The following is a 13,126-nucleotide window of genomic DNA, read 5'->3' as shown; positions in this document are numbered from 1 at the left end:
ATGGTTTCTATCAATTTCAATTATAAATGTTATGACGGTATTTGATTTCAATACTTATTCAAAAGAGAAAAAAACCGACATCCCCGGCCTTATAAAGACCAAATGTTTTGTGAACGGGAAATGGGTTGACGCTGAGACAGGAAAAAAATTCGATGTAACCAATCCGGCAACGGGGGAACTGGTGGCCTCTATCCCCGACATGAATGTTGATGATGTTCGTAAAGCAATCGATGCAGCTAACAATGCATGGCCGGCATACCGTGATCTTACTGCCGGGCAGCGCGCAGACTTACTGAAGCGATGGTATGCATTGATCCTTGAAAACAAAAAAGAACTAGCGACCATCATGACGCTGGAATGTGGCAAAGTGTTAAGTGAAAGCCTGGGAGAAGTAGATTATGGTGCGTCGTTTGTTGAATGGTTTGCTGAGGAAGCAAAACGGACCTATGGAGATGTAATTCCAGCACATACTAAAGACAGGAGACTGGTAGTGATAAAACAATCCATTGGTGTGGTGGCTGCACTCACACCATGGAATTTTCCTTTAGCCATGATCACCCGGAAGGTAGGCCCCGCCCTGGCTGCCGGTAGTCCCGTGATTGTTAAACCGCCATCAGAAACCCCACTTACAGGCCTTGCCATCGCATACCTCGCAGAAAAAGCCGGGTTTCCTCCCGGTGTTTACAATACAATTACCACGACAAACAGCAGCGAAATAGGAAAAGAGTTTTGTGAAAATAAAAAAGTCAGGAAAATATCTTTCACCGGTTCAACACCCGTTGGTAAGATCCTTATGAAACAATGCGCATCCACACTAAAAAAACTGTCCCTCGAATTGGGTGGCAATGCTCCGTTTATTGTGTTCGATGACGCGGATATAGATGCTGCCGTAAATGGAGCTATCATTTCCAAATTCAGGAATAGCGGACAAACCTGTGTTTGCGTCAACAGGATTTATGCGCAAGACGGAATTTATGATGAGTTTGTAAGTAAATTCTCCACTGCCGTTGCTGCATTAAAGGTTGGTAACGGGATGGATAAAGACGTGCAGGTGGGTCCCCTGATTAATCAGAAAGGGATTGATAAGGTTAAACAGCATGTTCAGGATGCCATTACTAAAGGTGCCGTAGTAAAGCAGGGTGGCGAGGCACTTGAAGGACTGTTCTTTCAGCCCACAGTGCTCGCCGGGGCCAATAGTGATATGATACTTGCTAACGAAGAAATCTTTGGACCGGTGGCACCGGTGTTTCGGTTCAGTACGGAAGAAGAAGTATTAGCAATGGCGAACAACACTGAGTTTGGCCTGGCTTCCTATTTCTATAGTAAAGATATCTCACGGTGCTGGCGGGTTGCGGAGGCCCTTGAGTGCGGAATGGTAGGTATCAATGAAGGATTGATATCAACCGTGCTTGCTCCGTTTGGAGGAGTTAAGGAGTCCGGTATTGGCCGTGAAGGCTCCAAATATGGAATGGACTATTTTATGGAGATCAAGTATTTGTGTTTTGGAGGCATTAAATAACAACTAACAGCAAGTAGATCCAACTTAAAACTTCAACAATAAATTATGAACCAACCTTCCACGATGCGGCAGTTGATGAAGATCCCGGTTATCGTAGCCGCCCTGGGTTATTTCGTAGATATTTACGACCTCCTGTTATTTAGTATTGTAAGGGTTCAAAGTTTGAAAGATCTCGGTGTCACAGAATCGGGATTATTAGGCGATGGTGTTTACCTGATCAATATGCAGATGGGCGGGTTGCTGATAGGTGGAATTTTATGGGGGATCCTGGGCGATAAAAAAGGCCGGATCTCAGTATTGTTCGGATCAATTCTAATTTATTCACTGGCGAATGTGGCAAATGGTTTCGTAACTAACGTAAACCAGTATGCGCTTATGCGATTTATCGCAGGTATTGGCCTGGCAGGTGAACTGGGTGTCGGCATTACCCTGGTTGCTGAAGTTTTGCCCAAGGAGATCCGGGGGTACGGCACATCACTTGTGGCTGGTGTAGGTATGTTAGGTGCCGTACTTGCTTATTTTATTACCGAGAATTTTACCTGGCGCGTATCATATTTCATAGGAGGTGGATTAGGATTGCTTTTACTGGTGATGCGGGTAAATGTTTTTGAATCAGGCATTTTTACTACAGTAAAAGACAAAGCGGTATCGCGTGGTAACTTTTTCCACCTGTTCATCTCCTCGAAAAAATTCTTTAAATACCTGCGATGTGTTTTGATCGGCATACCCGTTTGGTTTGTTGCCGGCATCCTGATGACGTTCTCACCTGAGTTTGGGAAGGCACTTCATCTTAATGAGCCAATAGTGGCGGGCAAAGCGGTGATGTGGGAATACATCGGGCTGGTCATCGGCGATATTTCCAGTGGAATACTAAGCCAATACTTCAGGAGCCGTAAAAAAGTTGTGATGTTGTATATCTCACTTGCTACGGTCCTGGTTGCGGTTTACCTGTTTGTTCCTTTTCGGTCCGACGTGATTTTTTATGCTGTTTGCGTTGGTTTGGGGATTGCCGCGGGCTATTGGGCGCTGTTTGTTACTATCGCTGCCGAACAGTTCGGCACCAACCTGCGGGCTACTGTTGCCACAACGGTACCTAATTTCGTACGTGGAAGTGTTATTCTCATGACCCCGCTTTTCCTGTACTTCCGGGAACAGTTTGGGATGATTAACGGTGCCGGAATTGTAGGTGCCCTGGCGATTTGTACAGCTTTACTGGGCCTATGGGGGATGGAAGAGACATTTGGAAAGGACCTTGATTTTATCGAGGATGCAACGAAGGCTCCTATCGCACCAAAATTGAAACAAACCAGTGTGATGAACGTGGATTGAATATTTAAAATTGAATAAGAATATTGAAATAAGTGAATGATCTCACTAATGCTCTAATGAATAAAATAAATGAATAAGAAAATATTGATTATCCCGGGTGATGGCATTGGTAAAGAAGTTACTTCTGCAGGAAAAGCGGTACTTGAAGCAATTGCTCAAAAAAATCACTTTAATTTTAGTTTCGACGAAGGGTTGATGGGACATACGGCTATAGAACAAACAGGAGATCCACTGCCTGAAGAAACACTAAATAAAGCAAAAGCAAGCGACGCCATTCTGTTTGGTGCAGTGGGCCACGAAAAATACGATAACGATCCCACGCTCAAAGTGAGACCAGAAGGTGGATTGCTGGGAATCAGGAAAGGGCTGGGTTTATATGCCAACCTGCGACCGATCATTCTTTTTGATGAATTACTGGACGTGTCAAGCATAAAATCTGAAGTAATAAAGGGTACTGATATACTCTTTTTCAGGGAACTCACCGGGGATGCATATTTCGGAGAAAAACAGCGAACTAAAGACATGGCTTCTGATTTAATGATCTACCACCGATATGAGGTGGAACGGATCGGGGTCAAAGCATTTGAAGCTGCGCGTACAAGGAGAAGAAAGGTTTGCTCGGTAGACAAGGCAAATGTGCTTGAAAGTTCAAGGTTATGGCGGGAAGTTATGCAAGAGGTTGCAAAAAATTATCCCGACGTTGAAACAACTCACATGCTCGCCGACAACGCCGCAATGCAACTGATAAAAAATCCCCGCCAGTTTGATGTAGTTGTTACATCGAACATATTTGGTGACATCCTCACAGATGAAGCATCGCAGATTGCCGGGTCTATGGGTATGCTTGCATCAGCCTCCATTGGCGACGGCACCGGTTTTTACGAACCGATACATGGCTCTGCACATGATATTGCAGGGCAGAATAAAGCGAACCCGTTAGCTTCCATTTTATCTGTGGCGATGATGCTCGAAATAAGTTTCGGATTAAAAAAAGAAGCCGGTCTACTGATCGATACAATAAGAAGGGTATTGAAAGACGGATACAGAACCGCCGATATTGCTAATACAGGTTCAGATTCAAACAAGATACTCGGTACAAGAGAAATGGGACAAAAAGTAATTGAGTATCTGTAAGCTAAAATATATGTAATAATGAAATGGACCCATGTGATTGACCCACTGCATGGTCAGCTTTGGTTGCTGCCATTCCGATCCTGTTTATTTTTTGGGCTCTCATTATCAAAAAAATGAAAGGTTATATCGCCAGCGTATTAACCGTTGGGATCGCTTTGTTACTGGCCGTTTTAATTTATGGCATGCCTGTTCAGATGGCATTACTTTCAACCTTTCACGGAATGTTGTATGGCCTTTTCCCTATCTGCTGGATCATTATCGGGGCGATGTTTTTATATAATATCACGGTAAAGAGCGGTCAGTTCGAGATCATCAAAAATTTTATGGGTTCCATCACGCCTGACCGACGGTTACAAGCGCTGTTGATTGCATTTTCGTTCGGGGCGTTCCTGGAAGGCGCCGCGGGAATGGGTGCGCCTGTGGCTATCACCGCGGCAATGTTGGTTGGCCTTGGCTTCAACTCGCTTTACGCTGCCGGTATTTGCCTGGTGGCTAATACAGCGCCTGTGGCATTCGGAGCAGTTGGTACGCCTATCATTATTGCTTCACAGGTATCTGACATTCCTGAAATAACCATCTCACAAATGGTCGGCAGAACGCTCCCTGTTTTGTCGGTACTGGTGCCATTTTACCTGATCAACATTATGGCCGGGCGGGGTGGAACCTAATATCCCGGTGGGTTCAAAGGAAGGAGTTACGAATAGTATACGAAAAGCAGTTGCCGGAGCAGAACGTGAAGAACGCGAAGGAGCAAGTGGTAAATGGGTGGCCCACTACGGTTAAAGGAGCCAGGAACCTGGTAAGCGTTGCATTGCAGTATGGCAACGCATTCGGCCAGGGGATGCAAGCTGCTGCGCTTAAAGGCGCTGATTATTTTGGCAATGACAATGTTCTTTATTTGATGGAAGATATGGCAACTGGTGAGATAAGGCTTAGCATCCTTTGGGAGTGGATACATAAAGGTGCAACGCTTACGGAAGATGACGCGGAAACAGGGACTTTACAGGGAGAATTATTAACCGCATTATTGTTTGAAAGAATATTAAAGGAAGAATATTAAAGGAAGAATATAGTAAGCTATTACAAGCAAACAACAGGGATGTGCATGAGAATTCTAAAACTACGACTCTTCCGGTTTCGTTGGAAATAACAAGAACTTATGTTCTAAATAAAATTAAATTACCCTGGTTTATCGACCTGCTCAATATTAATTTGAACAATGTGGATCTGAATGTTGCCCGGAATCGCATAACCTTATACATCGATGAATTTTCAAAAAATAACATCAGGATTACCGATAACCTTGATTTGAAAACGTCTTTATTGAGTGAAAAAACAGTTGACTGAGACATAACTTGCCTTTTAAATCCGATATCCCCCGCACCACGCTGAAAGATACGCCGCTGAACTACCTGGTGCTCTTTATCACGAGCTCAATGGTTATAGTCATATATATTGGAAAGGATTGCCCGGACTGATCATTCATATCCGGGAGAATCAATAGTTTTAGTAACTCAAATCTGTAATTCAAATCTGTAATTACTTAAGCAAATAATACCTGTTTAACTTTTTCTGTATTTATAAACCAGGCACAATCTCGTGCAAACTCTATACTTTTAAAATCACCTCTGGTCTCGCAAATACTCAATAGTGTTTATCAATTACGCAATCGATTGCGGTTTCTTAATCTCCCTTTTCGAACCGCGATTGAATTATTTTGTATATTCAACCGTTCGCCAAAACTTCTAAAAAATGCTTTATTAAATTAACGCCATATGACAGAAAGAAGAGACTTTATTAAACAAACATTAAAAGGCAGTGCGGGCCTCATGATCGGTGGTTTGGGATTCTCCGCTAAATCCTATGCTTCAATTATTGGTTCAAATGAACGTATTAATCTCGCAGTGATTGGTGTTCGCGGACAAGGGGGAACTCATATCAACAGCTGGTGCAAGCTCAAAGACAACCGTAACGTTCAGATCAGAACGCTCTGTGATACAGATGAGCAGGAATGGGCAAAGGCACTCAAATCGGTAGCTGATAAGGGTGGTGGTACACCTTCAACTACCTGGGACATGAACAAGGTTTTTGCGGACAAAGAGATCCATGCAGTTTCATTTGCTATACCGAATCACTGGCATGCATTGGGAACAATACTCGCCTGCCAGGCCGGTAAACATGTATATGTTGAAAAACCTGCAAGTCATAATATTTTCGAAGGAAGAAAAATGATCGAAGCCGCACGCAAATACAAGGTGCGTGTACAGGTAGGATTCCAAAACAGGTCTATCAGTAATGTGATGGATGCGATGAAATTTTTGCACGAAGGTGGTATTGGAGATGTTTATATGGCCAGGGGACTATGTTACAAACCCCGCGCTTCATTCGGAATCGTAAAAGATTCAGAAGCACCGGCAACATTACACTACGAACGCTGGCTGGGTCCTGCCCCAATGCGTGCATACAATGAAAAACGTGTTCACTATAACTGGCACTGGCATTGGGCTACCGGCAACGGTGATACCGGCAACCAGGGACCACACCAATTTGACGTTGCCCGTTGGGGACTGAACAAAAACGAACATCCTGTATCTGTAATGTCAATGGGTGGAATCTTTGGAATAAATCCCGCTGAATGTTCACAGGAAACGCCGAATACCCAAACCTCGGTTTTCAAATACAAAGATGGTAAGATGCTCGAATTTGAAACCCGTGGCCGATACACTAATGACGAGTCCGGTACTGGCATTCGCATAGGCAATGTATTCTATGGCACAAATGGATATCTCGAACTGGATGGCGGCAACTGGAAAGCATTCCGTAAAGAAGAAAAAGAACCGTTTGCAACATCAAAAACAGCCGAAAAACGAACCGCAGATCCAACATTCCTCGCGCCTCCGGGAGGAACTGATCACTATGCGAACTTTTTAGACGGCATCCGTGCAGGTAACGATGAAACTTTACATTGCGATATCAATGAAGGTTACCATTCTTCTGCATTACCACTGTTGGCCAATATTTCTTACCGTCTCGGCAGAGGGTTGACCTTTAATGGCGAAGCTGAAAAATTTGTGAAAGACAACGAGGCTGACGCTATGTTAACCAGAGATTACAGAAAAGGATATGTTGTTCCGAATAAAGTGTAGGAACAGAATTATGAATTATGAATTATGAGTGAGTTAAGAAATCATGAGTTATGAATTCAAGATTTCTTAACTCACTCATAACTTGTTTCATAATTCATAACTCATAATTCATATCTCTCTTATCGCAGTTTTTTAGTGAGCCTCACCTTCAACACTCTCGACTCGAGTCCCGTATAAATTTTCCATTTCGTAAGAAGTGGGAGCGGACTTGCAAAAGTGTAAGTATACAGGATCTTCCGGGCTGCTTTATTTTTCTTGAAGAATTTTGTGTAATCCCATTTACCGCTCGCGCCATCTTTACGAAATAATTTTGTGCAGGATGTTTTCTCTGTATAAATAAAATCGCCGCGTTCAAGCAATGCAAAGATCCAGTAATAGTCCTGATACATGGTTACCTGCGCGTTTTCTCTGATCAGCAAATTTTCATTTTGAACGGTAGAAGATCTGAATACTCCACGAAAAGCAACTCCGATAATATTGCTGTATAAAAACCTGAAATATTCTTTCGGGCTGAAAGGATAAACATAATTACCACGGAATATCGTATAGTCAGGTACCCAATCATTGTCCCCTGCAACGAACATTTCAGAAAAAGCCATCACAGCTGAAGGTTTCTGCTCCATTTCGTTTACCAATATGTTAAAATAATCAGGGTGATAATTATCATCATGAGGCACAAATGAAAAATACTTGCCGGTGACTTTCCTGATGAGAAAATTATAATGGTCCACCCATTTTATACCATCGGTGGCTTCGTGGAAAGAGAATCGTTTATCATGAGCAAATTCTGCTTTAAGTACCTGCAAACAATCATCGTGACAATGCCTGTCTGAAACAATAATATGGAATCGCGGATTGGTTACCTGGTTAAAATGTTTTCTCAGATTGTCTATAAATTGTTTTGACCTGTAGAGTGGAAATAAAAGCGTTAGCGATGGTTGATCGTTGATCACATTGATCATACAAAAAGTTTTTGGAGGTTGTTAGCGAAGTATGGGGCTGAAGTAAACTTACCTGTATCGATTGAATAGTAACCATCCGCATCATGGATCCCTATATCAAAGCGCTTGTGAAGTTCGCTATTCACATCATCAATGTCCGTTTTGCCCCAGGAAAAAATGATTCCACCATCAAGTTCTTTTACATCAAGCTCTTTAAGCCCCGGTATTATATTATCCATCCCTGCTATTGCCCTGGCAACCCAATCTTTGTTTGCGGTATCCGGGATTCGTCCGTCGCAGGCCGCTTCCCAGCTTTCCGGAGTAGTAATATCTGATGACCAGCCTGTCATACATTCAGGATACCAGGACAGGTAAGAATAATGATTATCATAATTAACAAGGTCGCCGAAAGCCCCCAATACACAGGTAAAGGAACTCAATGCCGCGATTTTGGGTGTAGGAATTCCAAGTATCCGGTGCTTCAGACGATAAACCCATTTTCGTGCAGGTAGAATACCTAGTTGCTGATCGAAATAAAGGCGATTTTCCCAAAGACAATTGACTACTTTTTCCGCATCTATTTTCCAGTCCGGCGCCCCGGTTTTTGTACCAGTTACCTGGTAACCCCAGCTTTTCTTTTGAATCTCCTTTATACAATGATTACCCAAAAAAGTGATGTTACTTCGTTTACCCAGTTCCGTAAGGAGAAGTTCGCGAAACAGTGGCAGGTTAATAGCCAGTTCCTCTGTCGGGATACATCTTTGTACAATGTCGTGGTTCAATTGAGGCAAATGTAAATTTGAGTCGGTCCATAATCGCTCCGGGCTTGTGCCGAGATAGTGCATATGCGGTTCGTGCATCCTTTCATATTCTTCCTGAAGATAACAATAGTGGTTGGTAATTTCTTTTTCGGATAACATGGTATCCTGCAGTATGAGGTAGTTAAACTTGCGGGATCTGAGGGGATTCCAATCGATCTTTGTTTGAAGGAAGTCTTCAATCAATGGTGAAAAGTTTAAAGCAGACTTCAGCATCAGTGATGCGGTCCTGAAACTCTTATCATTTGCATAAATAAAACCCAGGTGAATCTTGCCTTCATTTCTCAGGCTTGCCCTTAATAAAGGTTCGGAAGACTTGTCAAGAATCGTTACATTGAAGCCAAGGTTGGATAGGGCGAGGGCACAGCAAATTCCTTGTATGCCAGCTCCCATTATAACGACTTTTTTTTCCATATAAAACAAAATAGTCATTTAAATCGCAAAATCAAATGTCTTGCGGCAGATCGACCGGGTTTCGATTGCTGGTTCAAGGTTTGATGCTCTGAACTGAAAGAATGCACCAAGAAGTTGTTATACTGATAATTATTGGTATCGCGATCCTCGCTATGGCGTGGATGCCCGCGATGACTGAACGATTTCGGGTATCTTACTCCGTTATATACGTTGCTTTCGGTTGTTTGCTGTATTATTTTCTCGATTTTTTGCCAAAACCAGACCTCAAATCAAATAATACGGTCACACTACACCTGACTGAACTCGTTGTAATCGTTTCCTTAATGGGTACCGGGTTAAAGATTGATCAGAAATTTAATTTCAAAACCTGGCAAGTCCCTTTCAGGCTTGTATCAATAAATATGTTTCTCTGCATAGGCGCCATGATGGCAGTTTGCGTGTATTTCCTTGACTTTAGCCCTGTGATTGCTCTATTGATAGCAGCCGTGCTTTCTCCTACGGATCCCGTGCTTGCCACAGATGTGCAGGTAGGGGCACCTCATGAAGACACCAGGGATAATGTAAAATTTTCCCTCACTGCAGAAGCTGGTTTTAATGATGGTATCGCTTTCCCATTTGTCTGGCTGGCTATTGTTTGGGTCGGCATGAGTTCAGGGTCTGAAATAAGTTTTACTGATTGGGCGCTCAATCATCTTCTTTACAAGTTTGGGATAGCTGTAGTTGCCGGGATATTGGTTGGGCGGCTGGTAGCTTTCCTGATTTTTGGGTTGCCAAGGAAAAATAATATGTTGGAAACAAGGGACGGATTTGTTTCAATCGCGGCCACCCTGCTGGTTTACGGCTTCACCGAACTGATACATGGTTATGGTTTTGTAGCTGTTTTTATTGCGGGACTCGCGATTCGCGATTATGAACGTGATCATAAATTTCACAAAAGACTCCATGAATTTTCAGAACAGGTTGAGCGTATACTCGTGGGTATTATGCTTATCCTGTTTGGAGGTACACTTGTGAACGGTATCCTTGACCATCTTAACTGGAAAATGGTGCTGGCCGGGATTATTTTCATTTTTGTAATCCGGCCTGTGGCTACCTATCTCAGTCTTATCGGATCCCGTTTGCATATAAAAGAAAAAGTGATCATTGCATTTTACGGGATCAGGGGCGTCGGTTCGGTTTATTACCTGGTTTTTGCTTATTCCGTTGCCAAATTTGGACAGGAAGATGAGTTATGGTCTTTGGTGGCATTTATCATCCTGATTTCTATCATCATTCATGGTACAACTGCCGGATTTTTTCTGAAAAAGCTTGAGGAAGAACTGCCTGATGATACCGAGATTATCGCCTGAAAACAGGGTGTTGAAGATGCTTCACCGGCGAAACCCTGATTCGTGGGTCGAAAATTTTCTGTACCAGGACGGGTAAGTAAGCATACTTTCCCGAATTGCCCGCTGAATTCAATGTAGCCGAAGCATATGTGTATATGTATAGCTAAGTACATTTGCTTACCGGGTTCAAGTGTTCTTTTTTAATTTATTTTTAACTATTCCAAAAAGCTTGCAGAACGTGGATTTGTGGATGATATTTGTTTCATCAAAGTAAGTCCGAATCCAAATCCAAAGAAAACTAATCCAGATCCAAGAAAACCAGTCCGAATCCAAAGAAAACCAATCCAGATCCAAGAAAACCAGTCCATCCCGTACGTACGGGACAGTCCTAACCAAATCCGTGATTAACACCTTTTGAAAACACATTAACCCTCAACCCGTTTCTGACCGTACCTTTGAAAACGATGAAGTCCATCTAAGAAAAACCATCCCGCACGTGCGGGATGGGATTTTTTTTTGCTTTCTCCTGTAAAAACAAACATTCGTTAGTATTTCTCTAATGTTAAAGACGCCATAATCTGGCTCCGGATTTTTTTTTTATCGCGCTGCGTCTTATATTTGTCTATTCAACTGGTAGAGTAAAAGTTTGGTATTATGATCACTCCTCATTTACATATTAAGGCCGAGTCCGGCAAGTTGTGCTGTTGTCGCTGTTGACCAATCATCTACGATTGCAACAAATCATTTCCTGATCAATTATTACAGAATTATGAACAACACAACTACCGAGAACATTGACACCTTAATCCACCAGATTAGTGGACTTTCCATAAAGGATGCGCTGGGTTTTCTTGCCGCAAAATATCCTGGAAAGATTACATTTTCTTCCAGCTTCAGTTTCGAGGACCAATTGATCTCACACGAGATTTTTAAACATAATATTGATATAAGCGTGTTCACTCTTGACACCGGCAGACTGTTTCCTGAAACCTATTCCGTTTGGAACAACACCAGGGAAAAATATAATGCCACTATCAAGGCTTATTATCCAGATAATATTCTGCTCGAACCTTTTATTGAAAACAAAGGGCCGAACTCTTTTTATGAATCGGTTGACAACCGAAAATCCTGCTGTTATATACGAAAAGTGGAACCACTGAAACGTGCTCTTGCAGGCAACGAGGTTTGGGTGACCGGATTGAGGGCTGAACATTCTGCAGGCCGGAGTGATCTCGCACCAATTGAATGGGACGAAGGTAACCAGGTGCTTAAATTCCACCCCCTTCTTTTGTGGAGCACCCAGGAAGTAAAAGACTATATCGCTGAAAATGAAATTCCATATAATCCATTACACGACCGGGGTTTCATAAGTATCGGTTGTGCTCCCTGCACCCGCGCAGTAAGACCCGGGGAAGATTTCAGGGCAGGCAGATGGTGGTGGGAAGACAGCAGTAAGAAAGAATGCGGATTACACGAAGTCAGCGCTAAAAATTAAGAAAGCGCAATAAATTAAGAAAGCGCTATAATTAGTATCAAAGGCAATTATATAAATAACCATGGCCAATCATCGTTTAGATTATCTTGATCAGCTGGAATCAGAAGCAATACACGTAATGCGTGAAGTTGCAGGGCAGTTTGAGAGACCGGCATTACTTTTTTCCGGAGGTAAAGATTCGATAACGCTGGTGCATCTTGCGTTAAAGGCATTCAGACCGGGAAAATTCCCTTTCCCGCTTGTCCATATTGATACAGGCCATAATTTTCCGGAAGCACTCAGCTACCGTGATAAAATGGTTGAAGCAATTGGCGAAAAGCTGGTTGTCCGCAAGGTTGAGGATACCATCAAGGCAAAACAACTTACAGAGCCAAAAGGAAAATTTGCAAGTCGTAACGCTCTGCAGACATTCACGTTGTTAGATGTTATTGAAGAATTCAAATTCGATGCCTGTATCGGTGGCGCCCGCCGTGACGAAGAAAAAGCCAGGGCAAAAGAAAGGATCTTTTCTGTGAGAGATGAGTTTGGCCAATGGAATCCGAAATTACAAAGACCGGAACTCTGGAACATATACAATGGCCGTATTCACAAAGGTGAAAATGTGCGTGTTTTTCCAATCAGTAACTGGACCGAACTTGACATCTGGAATTATATCCGTCGCGAAAAAATTGAGCTGCCATCTATCTACTTTTCTCATGAGCGTGAAGTGCTTGAGCATGAAGGTCAGTTAGTAGCTGTTTCTGAATTTATTCAACTCGAACCCACAGATAAATTATCAACAAGACAAGTAAGATATCGTACCGTTGGAGATATGACCTGTACAGCGGCTGTTGAATCTTCTGCTTCTAATATTGATGATATCATCACTGAAATCATCGCTACCAAAACCAGCGAACGCGGTGAAACCCGTATTGATGACAGGGTCTCGGAGGCAGCAATGGAAGACAGGAAGAAGAATGGATATTTCTAAACGGCTAAACGGCTAACCGGCTAACCGGCTAA

Annotated in this window: 12 protein-coding genes; 10 read left to right on the top strand and 2 right to left on the bottom strand. The window is 42.8% G+C overall.

The features are described 5' to 3' along the window. Positions 1-31: 31 nt before the first annotated feature. From VK664_RS26990 to VK664_RS26960, 7 genes are all read left to right on the top strand, one after another. Positions 32-1,519 (top strand): NAD-dependent succinate-semialdehyde dehydrogenase, encoded by a 1,488-nt coding sequence (locus VK664_RS26990; protein WP_461401842.1) that lies wholly within the window; start codon positions 32-34, stop codon positions 1,517-1,519. Positions 1,520-1,564: 45 nt separating this feature from the next. After that, on the top strand, positions 1,565-2,848 hold the full coding sequence (locus VK664_RS26985) for an MFS transporter (RefSeq protein WP_461401841.1): 1,284 nt from the start codon (positions 1,565-1,567) through the stop codon (positions 2,846-2,848). Positions 2,849-2,917: 69 nt separating this feature from the next. Continuing rightward, positions 2,918-3,982: a 3-isopropylmalate dehydrogenase gene (leuB, locus tag VK664_RS26980; RefSeq protein ID WP_461401840.1), complete on the top strand. Its 1,065-nt coding sequence runs from the start codon at positions 2,918-2,920 to the stop codon at positions 3,980-3,982. 113 nt (positions 3,983-4,095) lie between these two features. Beyond that, positions 4,096-4,650, top strand: a complete 555-nt coding sequence (locus VK664_RS26975) for an L-lactate permease (RefSeq protein WP_461401839.1) — start codon at positions 4,096-4,098, stop codon at positions 4,648-4,650. Positions 4,651-4,715: 65 nt separating this feature from the next. After that, the gene (locus VK664_RS26970; RefSeq protein ID WP_461401838.1) at positions 4,716-5,042 is read left to right on the top strand and encodes a hypothetical protein; all 327 of its coding nucleotides are present in this window, start codon (positions 4,716-4,718) and stop codon (positions 5,040-5,042) included. Positions 5,043-5,083: 41 nt separating this feature from the next. Next, a complete protein-coding gene (locus VK664_RS26965; RefSeq protein WP_461401837.1) occupies positions 5,084-5,329 on the top strand; it encodes a hypothetical protein in 246 nt (81 codons plus the stop codon). Positions 5,330-5,757: 428 nt separating this feature from the next. Continuing rightward, on the top strand, positions 5,758-7,128 hold the full coding sequence (locus VK664_RS26960) for a Gfo/Idh/MocA family protein (RefSeq protein WP_461401836.1): 1,371 nt from the start codon (positions 5,758-5,760) through the stop codon (positions 7,126-7,128). A 119-nt stretch (positions 7,129-7,247) separates the two neighbouring features. Here the strand turns inward: VK664_RS26960 and VK664_RS26955 are convergent, their stop codons facing one another. Together VK664_RS26955 and VK664_RS26950 are read right to left on the bottom strand one after the other, a co-directional pair. Beyond that, positions 7,248-8,090: a glycosyltransferase gene (locus VK664_RS26955; protein WP_461401835.1), complete on the bottom strand. Its 843-nt coding sequence runs from the start codon at positions 8,088-8,090 to the stop codon at positions 7,248-7,250. Further along, positions 8,087-9,301 carry an FAD-dependent oxidoreductase gene (locus VK664_RS26950; protein WP_461401834.1) on the bottom strand — a complete coding sequence of 405 codons (1,215 nt, stop codon included), beginning with the start codon at positions 9,299-9,301 and terminating at the stop codon, positions 8,087-8,089. Before VK664_RS26950 ends, VK664_RS26955 begins: the two co-directional genes overlap by 4 nt. A 101-nt stretch (positions 9,302-9,402) precedes the next feature. Here VK664_RS26950 and VK664_RS26945 point away from each other — a divergent pair, with 101 nt between their 5' ends. From VK664_RS26945 to cysD, 3 genes are all read left to right on the top strand, one after another. Beyond that, positions 9,403-10,650: a cation:proton antiporter gene (locus VK664_RS26945; protein WP_461401833.1), complete on the top strand. Its 1,248-nt coding sequence runs from the start codon at positions 9,403-9,405 to the stop codon at positions 10,648-10,650. 748 nt (positions 10,651-11,398) lie between these two features. Next, complete coding sequence (locus VK664_RS26940) at positions 11,399-12,124, top strand: phosphoadenylyl-sulfate reductase (RefSeq protein WP_461401832.1); 726 nt, start codon at positions 11,399-11,401, stop codon at positions 12,122-12,124. A gap of 61 nt (positions 12,125-12,185) precedes the next feature. Next, positions 12,186-13,094 carry a sulfate adenylyltransferase subunit CysD gene (gene cysD / locus VK664_RS26935; RefSeq protein ID WP_461401831.1) on the top strand — a complete coding sequence of 303 codons (909 nt, stop codon included), beginning with the start codon at positions 12,186-12,188 and terminating at the stop codon, positions 13,092-13,094. Positions 13,095-13,126 lie beyond the last annotated feature (32 nt).

Origin of the sequence: Flavitalea sp., assembly GCF_035489435.1 — a bacterium.
GTDB lineage: Bacteria > Bacteroidota > Bacteroidia > Chitinophagales > Chitinophagaceae > DATHKG01.
This window is presented reverse-complemented; position numbering and strand designations above follow the sequence as displayed.

What these genes read in the sequence shown, in the direction of transcription:
- VK664_RS26975 (WP_461401839.1), top strand. Translation starts at nt 4,096, where the DNA reads ATGAAAGGTTATATCGCCAGCGTATTAACCGTTGGGATCGCTTTGTTA.
- VK664_RS26950 (WP_461401834.1), bottom strand. Translation starts at nt 9,301, where the DNA reads ATGGAAAAAAAAGTCGTTATAATGGGAGCTGGCATACAAGGAATTTGC.
- VK664_RS26940 (WP_461401832.1), top strand. Translation starts at nt 11,399, where the DNA reads ATGAACAACACAACTACCGAGAACATTGACACCTTAATCCACCAGATT.
- VK664_RS26960 (WP_461401836.1), top strand. Translation starts at nt 5,758, where the DNA reads ATGACAGAAAGAAGAGACTTTATTAAACAAACATTAAAAGGCAGTGCG.
- VK664_RS26990 (WP_461401842.1), top strand. Translation starts at nt 32, where the DNA reads ATGACGGTATTTGATTTCAATACTTATTCAAAAGAGAAAAAAACCGAC.
- VK664_RS26985 (WP_461401841.1), top strand. Translation starts at nt 1,565, where the DNA reads ATGAACCAACCTTCCACGATGCGGCAGTTGATGAAGATCCCGGTTATC.
- cysD (WP_461401831.1), top strand. Translation starts at nt 12,186, where the DNA reads ATGGCCAATCATCGTTTAGATTATCTTGATCAGCTGGAATCAGAAGCA.
- VK664_RS26945 (WP_461401833.1), top strand. Translation starts at nt 9,403, where the DNA reads ATGCACCAAGAAGTTGTTATACTGATAATTATTGGTATCGCGATCCTC.
- VK664_RS26955 (WP_461401835.1), bottom strand. Translation starts at nt 8,090, where the DNA reads ATGATCAATGTGATCAACGATCAACCATCGCTAACGCTTTTATTTCCA.
- leuB (WP_461401840.1), top strand. Translation starts at nt 2,918, where the DNA reads ATGAATAAGAAAATATTGATTATCCCGGGTGATGGCATTGGTAAAGAA.